The sequence below is a fragment of the Sphaerochaeta globosa str. Buddy genome (genome assembly GCF_000190435.1).
Classification (GTDB): domain Bacteria; phylum Spirochaetota; class Spirochaetia; order Sphaerochaetales; family Sphaerochaetaceae; genus Sphaerochaeta; species Sphaerochaeta globosa.
This window is the reverse complement of record NC_015152.1, coordinates 1,588,885-1,605,697: the sequence shown is the minus strand read 5'-3', so window position 1 is coordinate 1,605,697 and position 16,813 is coordinate 1,588,885. Positions and strand designations below refer to the sequence as shown.

Genomic DNA, 16,813 nt, shown 5'->3' with positions numbered 1-16,813 from the left:
GGTCAACTCCAGAATTTGTCGGTCTTGATCTCTCGAATCAAGGCTTCTATTCGTATGCTAAGCTCATCGAGTATGATCCGACAAGCCTTACTTCTATCTTCTGCGGCACACCTGATCGCCGAATCAAATTCCATCGGCTTTCCCATATTTGCATAATAGTTACGGCTCACCACCGTCATGGTTCTCCCCGCAGTCCTACTGAGCTTGTTTCGTACTCTCCGTTTCGGGGCGATAAGCCCGATGGGGATGACAGGGCAGGGGTAGGTAAGATAGATTTCAGCAATACCACGCTTGAAGGCCATAAGCGTCTCCTGCGTATTGAGATCCCCTTCGGGGAAAATATATACGCTCTCACCCTTCTGCAAATACGAAACAGCGCTTTCTATCACTTTGCTTCGGTCTTCTTTGGTAAGCGCTCTGATCTGTTCGGTCCAGCCTAGGAAGGAACCGACAACAGGGATGCCGAAACCAGGTCCGATGACAATATGCAGTACATCATCCATCAGGGTGGTTACGAAATGAACGTCGCTGCTGCTGAAATGGTTGGAACAGAATATCTTTGGACCAGGAGGAAGCTCTGTTTCCTGCCAGGTCTGGAAATCATAGGAAAGGGCAAGGATGATTTTCACCACCTTACGATAGGTGCGATGCAAAAACAGACGAAACGCATTCATGATGAGGAAACCTTGTACGTAGGAAGCCAAAGCATGCGGTCCAGTGTCGGGTCGTAAACCTGATGGGCTTGAATATCATACACCTCTTGGAGAAGTTTTTCAGTGAGCACCGTTTGTGTAGGTCCATAGGCTACGACAGAGCCTTTTTGTAGTACAAGAGCAATCTGGCTGTAAATCTGGACCAATAAAAGATCGTGAAGTACACAAACAACGGTATACCCTTTCTCAACCAGACGACAAAGCAACTCCATAATGGAACGTTGATGTTTTACATCCAGATGATTTACCGGTTCATCGAGCAACAACAGTTTTCCTTGTTGGCAGAGAGCCCTTGCCAGCAGGACACGTTGCAATTCACCGCCGCTGAGCTCGGTTACCAGTTTATCCTTCAGGTGTTCTATGTCGCACTCCACGATGGCTTGTTCAATGGTATGTAAGTTGTCCTCTCCATCATACGCATAGCGCCCCATGCTTACCGCCTCTCGGACACTGAAGGCATAGTCGAGTTTGCCGTTCTGAGCAACAAACCCTAGATGTTTTGCTAGTTCCTTCTGGGTAAAGTTTGCTACATTCTTACCCTCAACGAGAACCTTGCCCTCACTGGGCTTGAGGTGTTTGTAAATGAACTTAAGCAAGGTGCTTTTTCCGCTGCCGTTGGGACCGGTCAGTGCGATGAAGGCACCCTTGGGAAGATTGAGGTTCAAATCCTTGAAAATTTGTTGGGTATCGTAGCCACCATGAAGGTGGGAGAATTCCAGGCTATCCATAGAAGTACCTTCCCCTGCGAAGCAGGTAGATGAACAAGGGAACCCCCAGTAAGCTGGTTATGATTCCAACCGGCAATTCTCCGGACGGAAGAAGAATGCGTGAAAGGGTATCGCTTGCAAGTAGTAAAAAACCGCCGAATAAACTGGATGGCAGCAACAGGTTCTGATGCTTGGGACCGACCAAAAGGCGTGTGGTATGGGGAGCCATCAAGCCTATGAAGCCGATCACCCCGAAGTATGACACACACAAGGCGGTGGCGAAGGAAGCCAGCATAAGAAGTGCGATACGCGTCCTTTTCACGGACAACCCACCAGCTCTTGCCGATAGTTCATCGAGCAGCAGCATATCCATGCTTTGATGTTTGAGGGAAACCGGAATAAACAATGCAATCCAAGCAATAAAGACTACGATTACTTGTGCATACGTGCTCGAGGAGAAACTTCCCAGTGTCCAGAACAGGATTCTCTGATACTGTTCCTTATGCAGGAACATAAGCAGTGTCATACCCGATGAGAGAATATAGTTGAATGCCACACCGGTAAGCAGCAACGTGGTACTGCTGTTTTTGCGTCGGGATGCAAGAAAGACAATGCATAGCGTAGTAAGCAAGGCCCCGATTAGTGCACTGGAGGGGAGACCGAAAAGTGGTGCAAATCCAACAAAGAGGGCAAACGCTACCCCAAACGAGGCTCCTGAGCTGATGCCTAAGATGAAGGGATCTGCCATTGGATTGCGTAGGGCTGCCTGGAATACAGCACCGCTGAGCCCAAGAATGGCACCGGTAAGGAATGATGAAAGAATTCTGGGAAGTCTGAGCTGCCAAATGATGTACGACTGATTAGCCGAACCGCCCTTCCCTGCAAGAATGGCAAGTGTGTCGGAAAGCTGGATGTGTGAGGGTCCGAGCGTCAAGGAAAGCAGCATCAGCAATAAGGCTGCACCTGATAGGGCGAAACTCAGCGTTCGCTTCATTGCCCCTCCACATTATGGATCAGGGTGTATAGCACTTGAAGCGCTTGTGCGCTCCGAGGTCCTTGCCTGCTGATTAGGTCGGCATCGAATACTGTAATCGTACCACTGAGGTCTGCATACGGCTTGGTGGTGGTGAATTCCTTACGGGTCTGTTCACCGGTTTCTCCCCACCTCGGACTGAGCAAAATTACCTGCGGATCGTGGGACATCAGCAGTTCCTTGCTGTATGTCCAGTTCTGAGCGTCATCAGCGATATTTACACCACCGGCCAAGTCAACCATTTCACTGAGAAACGTATCGGCTGTGGCACTGGAATCGAAAGAACCGAAATCCAAGGCAATATAGATAGTCTTCTTGGGCTGCAAGGCTGCTTTGCGGATGACACTTTGTACCACATTCTGCATTTCAAGAATCATCAGCTCCGCTTCAGCTTCCTTGCTGACTTGATTAGCTATCTCCCTGATCAGGGTATAGGCACCTTGAAAATTCTGCTGTGTCTCAAGCGACACTATGCTGATGCCGGCTTTCTCTATTGCCTGCAAGAACTGTTCAGGTACAAAGGCACTGCTGATAACGAGATTGGGTTCAAGCGACAGAAGCTTTTCCAAGGAAGGATTATACAGTGTTCCCACTGAAGGTAAATCTGTGGCTTCTTGCGGATAATTGCAGTAATCGCTGCGTCCGACCAAGAAGGAGCCGGCACCCAAAGCATAGAGAGTCTCGGTCACATTGGGAGACAAGCTAACGATTCTCAAGCTCTCTTGTTCAACAGCCTTCGGCTCAGTCATTCCCAATGCCCACAGGCGTGGCAGCCCAAGACAAAAGAAGAGACAAAGAAATATAAATACATGTCTGAGTGAACGGTTGTGCATAGCGCCCCTTTACAAATGGGCATGGAACATACCCTGACCTATACTCCGTAGGTCGTCGGAAATTATCCATGTCAGGTCTCCTGGCTTAGGCATACCCAGAATCTGCGACTTCCCGCAGTACGTTCCTGCAGTGTCTTCTTACAGATTCCCAGCCTCTACAGTGGCGGGACCGCAGGGGCTTAAACCCCTTTCCCTTGGCACGGATAGTGTATCGTAAGGAGTTGTTTATCCTTCTGTCAAGAGTTGATATGGTTGACCACATGGGGCCTCTATATTACTATCCGGCCTATGATGTACAGAGAAATTGTGATCTATACCGATGGTGGGTGTCTCGGAAATCCAGGTCCTGGTGGTTGGGCCTATGTGTTGAAGGCTGATGGCATATTCGAAAAGGAAGCCAGCGGAAATGAGCGTGATACCACGAACAACCGTATGGAATTGACAGCTGTCATCGAAGCTCTGAAAGCCAGCCAAGCCTTGGGTGCCCAGAGTATCAGCCTCAATACCGACAGCCAGTACGTGAAGAATGGAATCACCAGCTGGATTAAGAAATGGAAGGTCAATGGCTGGCGGACTGCAGCCAAGGAGCCGGTGAAAAACAAAGAGTATTGGGTTGAGCTGGACCGCCTGAATGCCAATCTGCCGGTACAATGGAACTGGGTCAAAGGTCATGCCGGTGTTGAAGGCAATGAACGATGCGACCAGCTTGTACGTATGGCGATGGATGCATTGGCCTAACCATGCATACGGTACGTTTGTGGGATTTATACAGTTCCTTTTTCAGAATCGGCGGTCTGACCTTCGGTGGCGGCTACGCCATGCTTCCCATGTTGCAACGTGAGGTTATTACCAAACATCGCTGGGTCACCGAAGAAGAGGTGCTGGACATCTATGCCATCGGGCAGTGTACTCCAGGCATCATAGCGGTCAACACTGCTACCATGATCGGATATCGCAAACGCGGGATTCTCGGTGCAATCGTGGCTACCTTGGGGGAGGTGAGCCCCTCCCTCCTCTTGATTACCGCCCTGGCAACCATACTGCTGAATGTACAGGATAATCAGTGGGTTCAGCATGCATTTACAGGAATCCGGGTAGCAGTCTGCGCCCTCATCACCCAATCGGTACTTACCCTTGCAAAGAAAAGTCTGATCGATATTCCCACCATCCTGCTCTACTTGCTGGTGGTGGTAAGTACGTTCTTTTTTGCCGTATCACCGATTCTGATAGTAGTGTTTGCTATTTTCTTTGGCTTGAGTGTGCAAAAGATAAAACGGAGTTTGCAATGATTTTCCTCCAATTGTACTGGGAATTCTTTAAAATCGGCTTGTTTTCCATTGGTGGGGGTCTTGCTACGCTTCCATTTCTCTATACGCTTGCACAAACGCATCCGCAATGGCTGACAGCTAAAAGTATTGCCGACATGATTGCCATCAGTGAATCCACTCCCGGACCAATAGGAATCAATATGGCAACCTTTGCCGGCTATCAGGCAGCAGGTATCGTAGGCGGTGTCGTCGCTACCCTGGGTGAAATAACCCCCAGTGTAATCATTATTATCTTTATTGCCCGCTTTCTGGGCCAGTTCGATAAGAACCGATATGTCAAGGATGCCTTTTATGCCCTACGGCCAGCTGTGGTAGGTCTTATTACCTTTGCAGGTTTACGGCTATTCTCGGTGACCTTGTTTCCTGAAGGAATGGTTCGGATACAGGAAACAATTCTTTACGCAATCTTGGTATTTTTCGTTCTACGCTTTAAGAAAGTGCATCCGCTTATTTGGATTGTATTGGGAGCTATTGCTGGGATTGTGATTGCTTTTCTTTCGTAACATAGGCAAGCGCCAATGCATACCAAGTATCATCGCCTGCAATCTCTGAAAGTACACCGAGTGCCTTTTTCTCATAGGCTTTTTGGTTAACAAGACCGAGGGCAAGGTCCTTAGCAGTTTCATATTCCTTCCAGAGAAGTGCTTGCTCCATTACTGATGCCTGTGTTTCATACGAAGCAGGGTCGAGTTTGAAGAGGCGGTTGTACGTAACTAACGCCTTCTCATACTCTTGTTTTTCAGCATATGACTGTGCTTGTATGAGGAGAAACGAAAGATTGAAGGGAAATGTTTCAAAGGCTTCTTCACTTTGGACAATCACTTCATCGTAGTGTCCCTGCAGGAACAGGGACAAGAGATAGTTGTAACGATACGTATGATTCTTGGCATCTTTAGTGCTTGCTTTGGCAAATAAAACACTGGATGCATCAAAATTCTGACCCTGCATGTGTTCGTACCCTTGCTCTGCAAGTCTGTTTGCCTGATAGGTCTGACAGGAGACAAGCAAGAGTGACGAACAGAGTACGAACACCAACAGTTTTTTCATCAGTTTTCCAATACAGTCTTCTCAATCTCCCTCACCTGTGAACGGTAGAGGTTGGTAATGGAACTGCCATAGTCGGCAACAAGTTGGATGATGTTGCGTGGATTATCGTGTTCATCCTTACCGTTGAGCCTGTCTCCCGCATCACCGAGGCCTGGCAGGATATAGGCAGCATCGTTGAGCACAGGATCCATCCACAACGTATATACCTCAGCACCCTCGATGGCGCGAGCAATCCGCAGCGAGCCCTTGAGTGCACTGATGACGTTAATGAATTTCACCGACCTGGGTTGGACATGGTTATCCTTCAGGTACTTGACGATGGTTACCAGAGAGCCGCCGGTTGCATTCATCGGGTCGGCAAAAATCAAATCCTTGTCGTTCAGCGAAGCGAGGTCGAAATATGACTTATCCAGATCCAGGATATAATCCATATTGGACTCTTTCTTTGAATCGTCGCGCTTAATCTTGAAGAGGGCGAAGGGAGTGACAAAATCGTTGGATGAATATTCCTGGATTTCCTTACTGAGAATCATACTCGGCAGCAGGGCTCCACGAAGCATGACGCACATGACACTATTATTGATGATCGAGTCGACATCGGGAATTCTATGTACGGCATAGTTGCGTACCGGGTCGGTAACCGGTGTCTTGGTGATGATTGAACGTTTGCTGGGCAGTGCGGCATCGGCAAAGACATGGGAGAAAAGCATTTCATACGCTCGCTGGATATAATACAGGAACTCCTCATGTCCGGTGGAGGGGTCGCGTAGCTTTGCGATGAGACGGCTAGCCTGACCATGTTGTTCCTGCGGGGTCTCAAAGGAATATACATGTATGCTCGGTTCCTCTGCGCAGATATTTTTCAGATACCGTCCAATCTCGCCAGCGCTTTCAACCAAGCCTTTCCGAGCTTCCTCAAGTTGCATTACATCACTTGCAGTCTCCAAAATCGAGCAGGTATTCAGTGATTTCTTGTACAACTCATCAACATGTGCAATTCTCTCTTTATCCGATTCCTTGAGATACCCGTCAAGGTCTGTGGCATGAAGGATAATTTTATTCATTAGTACTTGTCTCCTGTATCGCTTGCGATTCTAACTCATGACCGAGCTTTATACAAGGAAGGGTTTCGTTCATATGTGGCTATAAAACTATCGATAAATTCTGCAACTGGGATGCAAAAAGAACTCGTTTGTGCTAGCATAATTGCATCTTCTGTTGTGAGGTGAACCATGAATCTAGTATTTCTAGGCCCTCCGGGTGCCGGAAAAGGGACCATCGCGTCCGAAGCAAAAACCTATTTTGACATCCCCCATATTTCTACCGGGGATCTGTTTCGCAGCCATATCAAGGGCGGCACCGAGTTGGGAAAGCAAGTACAGGCTATCCTTGCAAGCGGTGATTTGGTTCCTGATTCGGTAACCATTGCCATGGTACAGGAACGCTTCAAGGAAGCTGATGCTCAGAAGGGTTTCATTCTTGATGGGTTTCCCAGGACCATCGCTCAGGCGGATGCCCTGTCTGCAATGAAATCATTGGACAAAGTGATTAATTTTGTTCTGGACCGCGAACAGATAGTGGCTCGCCTCAGTGGAAGACGCATGTGCAAGTCCACCGGAAGAACCTACCATGTACTGTACAATCCTCCAAAGGTTGAAGGAATCGACGATGAGACCGGTGAAGCGTTGATCCAGCGTGATGACGATAAGCCTGAGGCAATTCTGAACCGTCTCTCTGTGTACGAAGCACAGACCGAGCCCCTGATCGCATATTATCGGGAACGCAATATGCTGTTGGACATCGACGCCTCTCCCTCACCGGATGTGGTGCTGGCCGATTTGATCAAGGCACTAGCAAAATAAGCTAGATTCTTTTCAGAGATTCCCTGCTGATGATTCGGTAGGGAATTTGTATATGGGCGCTTTGAAGCGGTTCCTTGTTGATCATTGTAAACAAGGCTTCTGCACCAAGACGCCCTTTTTCCTTTGCCGGCTGGTCGACAGTTGTCAGCTGCGGCATAATGCAGGAGCTTTCATCGATATTATCAAATCCAACCACCGAAATATCGTCAGGAACACAAAGGCCGGCTTCCTTGAAAGCTAATATGCAACCAATGGCTACAATATCGCTCATTGCCACCACACAGGTTGGTCGGTTTTCAAGGTCGAGAATGGTCCTTCCGATACGCATACCATCCACCAACGTACATTCACTTACCAAAACTTGTGAACTTTCCAGGACCAGGCCGGCTTCGCCTGCTGCCCTTAGATACCCTCGCATTCGCTTATTCGGAACACTTTCAGATTTGGTAGGGGAGGCAAACGCGTCCTCCGAAAGGCTGATCAGAACCAGATTCCGATGTCCAGCTTCCAGTACCAGATGCATAAGATCGTAGCAAGCCTTTTCATCATCAATATTAACACTGGGCATTTGCGCATCAGGAGTTCCGTCGATGGTCACATAGGGAAGCAGGCGGGTTTGCATAACGGAAACTATTTCCATTTCCACCTGCATTCCCATGGTGATAAGACCATCTACAGCTGCATTGCGTACAGCTTCGGTGATACTCTTATGGAGCGGAGGAATGAGGGTGAGGGTATACCCATACTTTTCACACACAGTACCAATACCCTGTATTACCTGCAAGGTATACGGGTTTTGCAGGGAGTACTGTACTATTTGAGGTAACAAAAATCCAATGCTCACATGACGTCGAAGGGAAAAATTGCGGGCCATAGGGTCCGGGATGTATCCAAGTCGCTGCGCAGTTGACAGAATTTGTTGGCATGCCTTTTCGCTGATCCTCGAAGGGTCGTTGAACGCAAAGGAAACTGCTGTTTTTGAATACCCGCTCTCACGGGCAATATCCTTGATTGTAGGCCGTTTGGCCATAGGTACATTCTCTTCCATTCGCAGTATCCTTGCCACTGAAATTTGATTGTAGCATACGAGTGCAGACAAGACAAATACTGAATATTGCATCTGCCTGAAAGATTGTATACACTTTATCCTAAACCGGTTTTCATTTGCAGTCAACGGTAAAGCGAGGTAGTGTATGCACGCAGATTCCTGGAAGAGCGGAGTGGATAGTAGTGTCTCTTTTGTCTATGTACAGCCTCTGTTTCCCAAAAAAGGGGAACCTGTTAAGCTGAGCATCCAGATAGGTATAACCGATCAAGTCAAAGAAGTCCGACTTGTCAGTTTTCAGCTTGGACGGGAAAAGCATATCATTCTCAGCAAAGTAAAAGAAACACCCTTTGCAATCTACGAAGGTACGATCAAGGTGATGGATGAATTGATGTACTGGTACTTTCTGATCGATGCAGTGGATCGTGCATACTCATACAGTGCAGCCGGGTTGAAAGCCTCGGTTCCTCCCCTCAGAGAATGTTTTTCCTTGCGAGCCGATCTTCAGGAAGTATCGTGGGTCGGCAGTGCTACCTGCTATCAGATTTTCCCCGACCGTTTCCGTAAAGGCAATGATACGATTGGCCGTAAGGAGGGAGAGTATAGCTTCGATGGTGGTATGGTTAGCGTCCATACCTTTGATGAAAGTCCTTTGGAATACGAACAAGGCCGGTGTCTGGATTTCTTCAATGGAGACCTGCAAGGGATTGAGGATTCGATCGATCACTTCAAGAAGTTGGGTATCGATACGCTCTACCTGAACCCCATAGGCCGTGCCAGCACTACCCATCGTTACGATTGTACGGATTTTTTCCATGTTGACGAACACCTCGGCGGGGATATGGCCTTTGCCCACCTATGCAATACGTTGCATGAACATGGGATGAAAATCATCATTGACATTTCCATAAACCATACAGGTATCGAACACCCCTGGTACCGGAAAGCTGAGAGCGAGCCGGATAGTACGGAAGCTGGGTTTTATTATTTCAATGATGATCACTCGGTTGCCTGTTGGCAGGATGTTCCGACCTTGCCCCAACTCAATTACACCAGCCAGAGCTTGCGTGATCTCATGTATCGCTCTCCTGATTCGGTAATGCGTTCCTTTCTCAAAGCTCCCTACCTTCAGGACGGTTGGCGTTTGGATGTTTCCAGTGAAGTGGGCCGAAGAGGAAATGACCAACTCTGTGAGGAAATCTGGAGGGAAGTGCGTAAAGCAGTCAAACAGGAGAATCCCCAAGCGTACCTAGTAGGGGAGGATTGGGTTGATTCAACTCCTTTCCTTGCAGGCGATATGTGGGATGCAACCATGAATTACTTGGGCAGCAGCCGTCCTATGCGCTCCTGGATGGGGGAAACAGACCGCTATATGACCAACGGGTGGGGCCATCAACCTCCCAAAACGAGACCCTTTAGCGGATTTGAATTTGCCCAAGCGTTGCAAAGTCATCTCACTTCCGTGCCGGGTCAAATGCTAGGCATGCAGATGAACCTCATCAACAGCCATGACACGCCAAGGCTCTACAATAATAAAACACTCTTCAACTGGCCGATGTATCGGGGCCTCATCCGACTTATGTACCTCCTTCCCGGTATGCCGAATATCTACTATGGGGAAGAAATTGCCCTGCAAGGGCCGTATGGGTCGGTTGAACGTGCCCGCTATCCGATGCAATGGGACCAAACGCAATGGAATCAGGATTTTTTTGCTCTCTATACCGAATTGGGTGCTTTGCGAAAAACCTATGCATCAACGCTTAAGCATGGCAGTTGGGTGATACTTGCAAGCGATGATACATCACTGGTGTTTGCCAGATATGACAATACGCTTGCACTTATTTGCGTACTCAGTCGTTGTGAGACGCCTAGAATTGTATCCTTCTCCAACCAAATGCTCTGCATCAGAGCGTTGGTAGAGGGCAAGGCCACTATAGGCACCGATGCAGTGCAGGTAGATCTAGAACCGTATGAATCAACCCTCATTATTGCAAAGAGGTGATTAGAAAATGGTGTAATGCAACATATTTAGGTATATTTGTTGCATTACCCTTGCTTTCTTTCGGTAATCTGGTCAAAATAGAGTGCCAAAACCCTCCAGGAGTTGCGTGATGGCATACTTTTTTGATGAACCCTCCAGAACCTTCAGTGAATACCTGCTCGTACCCGGGTATTCGGATACCAATTGCATTCCTTCCAATGTTTCGTTGCGGACTCCGCTTGTGAAGTACAAGAAGGGACAACAGCCTCTCTTAAGCCTGAACATCCCCTTGGTAAGTGCCATCATGCAATCGGTAAGCGGTGAGCAGATGGCTAAAGCTTTGGCAAGGGAAGGTGGACTGAGCTTCATCTATTCAAGTCAGAGTATTGAAGAACAAAGTGCAATGGTTGCGAGAGTGAAGGCATTCAAAGCCGGTTTTGTACCTTCGGACTCCAATCTACGTCCCGAGCAAACACTGAAAGATCTTATTGCGCTAAAAAAGCTGAAAGGCCATTCTACGATTGCCATCACCGATGACGGTAGTGCCAACGGCATTCTTTTGGGCGTTGTCTCATCCCGGGACTGGCGACCAAGCAGAATGAGCGAGGATACTCCAATTGCAACCTTCATGACCCCCTTCGAACGATTGGTCTATGCTCGTGAAGGTGTTTCCCTGTCTGAAGCCAACGATATTATTTGGGAGCATAAGTTGAATACGCTGCCGATTGTGGATGCATCCAATCGTTTGCGTTTTTTCGTATTCCGCAAGGACTATGAGAGTCATAAGGAGAATCCAAACGAACTGCTGGATAAGCAGAAGCGATATATTGTCGGTGCCGGGATAAATACACGGGACTATAAGAGCCGTGTACCCCAATTGATCGAAAGTGGTGCCGATGTACTATGCATCGATTCCTCCGAGGGGTTCTCAGAATGGCAGAAGCTGACTCTCTCATGGATAAAGGCACAGTACGGTGATGCGGTAAAGGTTGGAGCCGGTAACATTGTAGACCGTGAAGGCTTCTTGTTCCTCGCAGAGAGCGGGGCGGACTTTGTAAAGGTTGGCATTGGTGGAGGGTCCATCTGTATCACCCGGGAGACCAAGGGTATCGGACGTGGACAGGCTACCGCCCTTATTGAGGTTGCCAAAGCAAGGGATGAGTACTTCGAGCGAACCGGTGAGTACATACCGATTTGCAGTGATGGCGGTATCGTGCATGATTATCATATGACGCTTGCTTTAGCCATGGGTGCTGACTTTCTCATGCTAGGGCGGTATTTCGCTCGCTTTGATGAGAGCCCGACTGAAAAAGTGAATGTGAAGGGCTCCTACATGAAAGAATACTGGGGTGAAGGTTCGGCAAGGGCAAGAAATTGGCAACGCTATGACTTGGGTGGTGATGGGAAACTGAGCTTTGTTGAAGGAGTCGACTCCTATGTCCCGTATGCAGGTCCGCTGAAAGACAATGTGCAGCTGTCGTTGAGCAAAATCACCTCCACAATGTGCAACTGCGGAGCGATCTCCCTTGATGAGCTCCAGCAAAAAGCGAAGCTCACGTTGGTATCATCCACATCCATCATTGAAGGCGGTGCCCATGATGTGTTGCTCAAGGATTCGAATGATCTTCCGAAAAAATAAGAATACTGCTACTTCTTACACTAATTGTGCTATAATTGGTCAATTTTATCCTGTTGAGGTGTAAGAGGCATGAAAGAAGTGCAGAGGAAAGTCAATGAGGCGGGAGCTTTCCTCTCAATCAACAATTTGCCCGGCGGGGTAGGCGTCTACGAACTTGGGGATACCATTCGGGCTACCTACCTAAGCCGGGGATTAGCAAAGTTATTGGGCTACACGAGCGCTGAGTTTCATACCTATACCGATTTGCATCTGCTCAATGCTGTGCATCCACAGGATAGAAAGAGAATCAGTTCCCTTTTTTCAAGAATTAAGAAAAGTCATCGAGAAATCGATGTTGAATTTCGCATCAATACGGAAGAAGAGCACTGGATACGTCTGCTCGGTCGTTTCGCCCGCTTCCACGGACAATTTCCGGTCTATTACTTTGTAGCAAGTGATACCTCTGAAGCGCATCAAAGCAGTGTTTTATTGGAACAACAGAATACTCGACTGCAGTTTGCCTTCTCGCATTCAACCCTGGAAATGTGGGAGTATCACATCGCCCAGGAACGGGTGACAACCTTATCGCGAACCATCCTTGGTGGACATCAGCCAATCAACACACCCAATCCAGTTGCCTATCTGCTGAAGCAAGGGTACATCCATCCTTCCTTTGAAGAGACACTCAAACAGGATTTTGAGGATTTGAATCAAGGCAGTGCCCCCGACTCAATCGTTAAAATCAAGGACAAGGATGGAATGTATCGATATTTGCGTTACAGTTACTCATTTTTGAAAGACAACGAGGGACACAGAGGCAGTGCCATCGGTGTTTTTCAGGATGTCCATGATGAAATAGAAACCCGACTGCAAGTGCTTGGCAAGAACAAGGCTTTTTTTGCTGCATTCAATCTGGAAACTGGTAGACCTGTGTTGGCTGACAGTGCAACCAGGAAAATCATGAAAGGTCAAACAAACCTATATGAGGTGTTTGAACAGGTACTGAAAACCAGCGTTGAACCTTCCTATTTTCACTTGTTTTGTGATATTGCGGATTCGCAAAAGTTGCAGGCCTTTTTTACCTCAGGACGCAAGGAGCTCTCCATCGAGGCTCGCATGCAACACCCTTTTTATAGAGAAAAAGGCTATCCTTGGGTGAGATTCAACCTGAGCATTTCCACTTCAACATCCCAGACCATCGGATACATTGCCATCCAGGACATCGATGCAGATAAAATACGCCAACAATTGCTTATTGAGCGCTCACAGCGCGATTCACTGACTGGCCTGTTCAATCGAATTTCTCTTGAAGAGATGATTCAGGACATACTGAAGAATCAGGAGAGCCTGGGTGGGTTCTATCTCATTGATATAGACTCTTTCAAACAGATCAATGACACCTATGGACATGAACGTGGTGACTGGGTGCTCAAACAGATTGCTGAAGAATTGCAGGCACATTTTCCTGGTGAGACTATCATTGGGCGGCTTGGTGGCGATGAATTTGTTGCCTACGTACCTGATTGCCAGACGCAGTCTCTAGCTTTTTCCTTGGGTGCCTCCTTTTGTAAAAAACCAACCTTGGAAATTCCTTGCACATGTTCGGTTGGATTGTGCATGAAGGAAGGTGAATTTCTTAGCTTCGAACAGTTGTATCAGAATGCGGACCTTGCTCTGTACCGTGCAAAGGAACTGGGGAAAAATCAGTGTGTACTGTACGATCCTTCCATGGATGCTGCTAAAACGTATTCCTGGACCAACCATGAATGGATATTGGACAATTTGCCGGATACCATCGCACTCAGCGATGCAGCAACGTGTGAAATGCTGTTCCTTAATAAAGCTGGAAGGTATCGCTATGCCCCTTTGGGTGGGTACCTCGGCAAGAGTTGCTTTGAGGTTCTGTATGGCAGGCAAGACGTATGTCCAAGTTGCAAGACTCATGCGTTGAACTATGACTCGTATCAACTCTGGGTATCCAATACGGACGATGGCACTTCCGTTCTGCACAAAGAAAAATTGGTAATGTTTCATGATCGACCTGCTAAATTGACCGTCCTTGTCAACCAAATCAAACAAGCAGAGGTAATTTCTTCCTTGGCATTCCAGGGCTTGAAACCAGAGAAAAACAATCTAAGTACCTATTTTGCCAGCCTGCACTATGGTGGGGAGAGCTGGGATTATGACGTTCAGCTCGATCTTCTGACGGTAATGCGTGTAGAAGGAAACCAACCAAAACATTACCAATTTTCCGCATTCCTGAAGCAAGGGGAATTTGTTTCGTGCATGCATGAAAAGGATACCCTTTATTTGCGCGATGCCTTGAGAGCGAAGTTTGTTCAAGGTGACTCCAATCCGTTCATCGTCCGCTTGAAAAAACGAGCAGATTCCGATACATACGTTTCCTGTCTGCTCACCTGTACCTATTCAACGGACGAAACAGGGAAGGTTATACGGCTTGGCGGACAGATTATTGAGTTTGCGGAGTATGGTTTTGCGTGTAGAAAAAACCTGATGCCCTCAATTCTGAGTGAAATGAGCATTCCTCTGTTGGTTTTCAGTTTTGATGTAAAACCAATTTTCATTTTCTGCAATAAACAGCTTCAGCAAAAATTGGAGATGGATGAGTCGACACTCAAGAACAATCCTTTTGCTTGGCTGGATGAGCAAGACCAAACCCAATTTCTCCAATACCTGCAAGGGATGGTACAGAAGAATCAGGGTTCGGGTTCCTTTGTTTTTAAGGATGTTCAGAACCGATATTTCAATCTGAGTTGCCATTTTGGTCCCGTCTATGGAAAGGAGCAGGTGGTCACTGTTGCTGTCCAGGATGTAAGCAGGGAACGCCATCTTTTAGCTTTGAACCAGCGTATGCAAAATTATGTTGATCAGGCACTACAGGGAATAGCAGTGTTCCAGTTCAAATCTGATGCACTGCAGGTGCAATATATCAATGGGACGTTGGCACAATTCTTGGACTTTGAGCGTGGTACATTGTTGGAATTGTTGCATGGTAACGCATTATTGCTGTTCCATCCTGAGGACAGCAGCTTGTTGCTTCGCAATGTTGAACAGATGTGCATGAGCGGCCACTACGGGTCGCTAAGGCTGCGTCTGATAACCAAAAATCAAACGGTATTTTGGAGCAAGGTCACCGTCAGGCAGGTTGGAGTAGTCGGCTGCGGACAGCCGTTCAGTTTGTTGTTTGACGACATCAATGAAATAATGGATAACCAGAAAGAGAAGGAACAGACCCTGAACCAACTCTACTATGCACTCGGACATAATTTGCTTACCGGTCTGTATACCCGACAGCGTTTTTACGAGGAGACCCGAGCTTTGCTGGATGAGCAACGAAATAATGCCTTTGTGATGGTATATTGGAATATCGAGCGATTCAGCATCATCAATGAACTATTGGGATTTGAGACCGGCAACCAAGTACTGCAACTGTTCGCGAAATCCTTACGTAATTTCATCAAGGATGCTGGAGTCTATGCTCATTTGGAAAGTGATCATTTTGCTGCCTGCCTGCCCAAAGAAGTATGTGATCTGGACAAGTTGGGCAAAGCGATTGAAGTGGATGCCATTTCTCAGAGTATTGGGTATACCGTCACCGTTGTCTTCGGTCTCTATGCGATTGAAGATCGGTCCATGCCGGTCAGCCAGTTGCTTGATCGCGCTCACAGTGCAGCAAAGTCAACCAGACACAACTACCATAAAAGTTATGCATTCTATAATCCTGCATTCCGGTCGGACACGTTCAATGAACAGGATGTCCTCAATGAAATGCACCAAGCATTGGAAGCCGGCCAATTCACGTTCTACCTTCAGCCGATTTATGATGTACAAAAGGAACATATAATCAGTGCAGAAGCATTGGTTCGCTGGGTGCATCCCAAGCGCGGTATCATCGCTCCCATCCAATTCATTCCTGTCTTTGAACGCTATGGATTTATCACCACACTCGATCTCTACCTTTTGGATGCCATTTGTGCTTTCCTCGCTTCCTGTTTGACAAATGGGGAGGCTGTAGTGCCGATTTCACTCAACCTATCACGTATAGACTTGAGTAATCGACAGATTGTACAACGCATCAAAAATACCGTGGAAAAGTACCATCTGGATCATCATTTGATTCACTTGGAAGTGACTGAGTCGGCCTATATTGATAATCCTGACCAGATGTGCCAGGTGGTGAAAGAGTTGCAGGAATGTGGGTTTATCATTCTTATGGATGATTTCGGGACCGGTTATTCCTCCATGAACATGCTGTATTCGCTTCCCTTGGACATATTAAAGATTGATCGCTCGTTCATCCAAGCCTTGGAGGGCAGCATCCGAAGTCGACATATTATTGCTTCACTTATCACATTGGGAAAGAATCTTGACTTTCCCGTCATTGCAGAAGGTGTGGAAACTACTGATCAGCGAGACTGTCTGAAAGATTTAGGTTGCAATCTTATCCAAGGATTTCTCTATTCGAAGCCGGTTGCACAAACGGATTTCAGACATTTGCTAGCAAGAGGTTGACATCAATTCAACCTTTATGATACGTTCACTCTCGTCGGCCGGATAGCTCAGCGGGAGAGCGGTTGCCTTACACGCAACTGGTCGGGGGTTCAAATCCCTCTCCGGTCATAGAA

At 47.4% G+C, this 16,813-nt stretch carries 14 protein-coding genes, 1 tRNA gene and 1 riboswitch; of the genes, 8 read left to right on the top strand and 7 right to left on the bottom strand.

The features are described 5' to 3' along the window. Positions 1-2 precede the first annotated feature (2 nt). Genes SPIBUDDY_RS07540 through SPIBUDDY_RS07525 form a run of 4 tightly spaced genes read right to left on the bottom strand, consistent with a single transcriptional unit; the run spans position 3 to position 3,286 of the window. Complete coding sequence (locus SPIBUDDY_RS07540) at positions 3-674, bottom strand: lysophospholipid acyltransferase family protein (protein WP_013607154.1); 672 nt, start codon at positions 672-674, stop codon at positions 3-5. Further along, positions 671-1,441, bottom strand: coding sequence for an ABC transporter ATP-binding protein (locus SPIBUDDY_RS07535; protein WP_013607153.1), 771 nt, complete (start codon positions 1,439-1,441; stop codon positions 671-673). The genes SPIBUDDY_RS07540 and SPIBUDDY_RS07535 overlap by 4 nt, the downstream gene beginning before the upstream one ends. Then, complete coding sequence (locus tag SPIBUDDY_RS07530; RefSeq protein WP_013607152.1) at positions 1,434-2,414, bottom strand: FecCD family ABC transporter permease; 981 nt, start codon at positions 2,412-2,414, stop codon at positions 1,434-1,436. Before SPIBUDDY_RS07530 ends, SPIBUDDY_RS07535 begins: the two co-directional genes overlap by 8 nt. Next, a complete protein-coding gene (locus SPIBUDDY_RS07525) occupies positions 2,411-3,286 on the bottom strand; it encodes an ABC transporter substrate-binding protein (RefSeq protein ID WP_013607151.1) in 876 nt (291 codons plus the stop codon). The genes SPIBUDDY_RS07530 and SPIBUDDY_RS07525 overlap by 4 nt, the downstream gene beginning before the upstream one ends. Positions 3,287-3,339: 53 nt before the next feature. Then, a riboswitch (cobalamin riboswitch) is annotated at positions 3,340-3,517 on the bottom strand. A gap of 57 nt (positions 3,518-3,574) precedes the next feature. Between SPIBUDDY_RS07525 and rnhA the strand changes: the two genes are divergently transcribed. The 3 genes from rnhA to SPIBUDDY_RS07510 are packed head-to-tail and all read left to right on the top strand — an operon-like array spanning position 3,575 to position 5,117. Continuing rightward, complete coding sequence (gene rnhA, locus SPIBUDDY_RS07520) at positions 3,575-4,024, top strand: ribonuclease HI (RefSeq protein ID WP_013607150.1); 450 nt, start codon at positions 3,575-3,577, stop codon at positions 4,022-4,024. 2 nt (positions 4,025-4,026) lie between these two features. Further along, positions 4,027-4,575: a chromate transporter gene (locus SPIBUDDY_RS07515; RefSeq protein WP_013607149.1), complete on the top strand. Its 549-nt coding sequence runs from the start codon at positions 4,027-4,029 to the stop codon at positions 4,573-4,575. Further along, positions 4,572-5,117, top strand: coding sequence for a chromate transporter (locus SPIBUDDY_RS07510; RefSeq protein WP_013607148.1), 546 nt, complete (start codon positions 4,572-4,574; stop codon positions 5,115-5,117). Before SPIBUDDY_RS07515 ends, SPIBUDDY_RS07510 begins: the two co-directional genes overlap by 4 nt. Here the strand turns inward: SPIBUDDY_RS07510 and SPIBUDDY_RS07505 are convergent. Continuing rightward, a complete protein-coding gene (locus SPIBUDDY_RS07505) occupies positions 5,083-5,661 on the bottom strand; it encodes a tetratricopeptide repeat protein (RefSeq protein WP_013607147.1) in 579 nt (192 codons plus the stop codon). The two genes, SPIBUDDY_RS07510 and SPIBUDDY_RS07505, sit on opposite strands and share 35 nt — an antisense overlap. Next, the gene (locus SPIBUDDY_RS07500) at positions 5,661-6,725 is read right to left on the bottom strand and encodes a uracil phosphoribosyltransferase (protein WP_013607146.1); all 1,065 of its coding nucleotides are present in this window, start codon (positions 6,723-6,725) and stop codon (positions 5,661-5,663) included. The genes SPIBUDDY_RS07505 and SPIBUDDY_RS07500 overlap by 1 nt, the downstream gene beginning before the upstream one ends. Before the next feature lie 168 nt (positions 6,726-6,893). Here SPIBUDDY_RS07500 and SPIBUDDY_RS07495 point away from each other — a divergent pair, with 168 nt between their 5' ends. Further along, positions 6,894-7,523, top strand: coding sequence for an adenylate kinase (locus tag SPIBUDDY_RS07495; protein ID WP_013607145.1), 630 nt, complete (start codon positions 6,894-6,896; stop codon positions 7,521-7,523). Position 7,524: 1 nt separating this feature from the next. On the opposite strand, the gene SPIBUDDY_RS07490 is transcribed toward SPIBUDDY_RS07495, so the two are convergent. Further along, positions 7,525-8,571 carry a LacI family DNA-binding transcriptional regulator gene (locus tag SPIBUDDY_RS07490; protein ID WP_013607144.1) on the bottom strand — a complete coding sequence of 349 codons (1,047 nt, stop codon included), beginning with the start codon at positions 8,569-8,571 and terminating at the stop codon, positions 7,525-7,527. Positions 8,572-8,716: 145 nt separating this feature from the next. Here SPIBUDDY_RS07490 and SPIBUDDY_RS07485 point away from each other — a divergent pair, with 145 nt between their 5' ends. The 4 genes from SPIBUDDY_RS07485 to SPIBUDDY_RS07470 all read left to right on the top strand — a co-directional run bounded on the left by SPIBUDDY_RS07485 (position 8,717) and on the right by SPIBUDDY_RS07470 (position 16,808). Further along, a complete protein-coding gene (locus SPIBUDDY_RS07485) occupies positions 8,717-10,570 on the top strand; it encodes a glycoside hydrolase family 13 protein (protein ID WP_013607143.1) in 1,854 nt (617 codons plus the stop codon). Between the two features lie 109 nt (positions 10,571-10,679). Next, a complete protein-coding gene (locus tag SPIBUDDY_RS07480; RefSeq protein WP_013607142.1) occupies positions 10,680-12,188 on the top strand; it encodes an IMP dehydrogenase in 1,509 nt (502 codons plus the stop codon). Positions 12,189-12,257: 69 nt separating this feature from the next. Beyond that, entirely contained in the window at positions 12,258-16,700 is a 4,443-nt protein-coding gene (locus SPIBUDDY_RS15645; protein WP_013607141.1) for an EAL domain-containing protein, read from the top strand. 36 nt (positions 16,701-16,736) lie between these two features. Beyond that, positions 16,737-16,808, top strand: a tRNA-Val gene (locus SPIBUDDY_RS07470). The last annotated feature ends 5 nt before the right edge of the window (positions 16,809-16,813 follow it).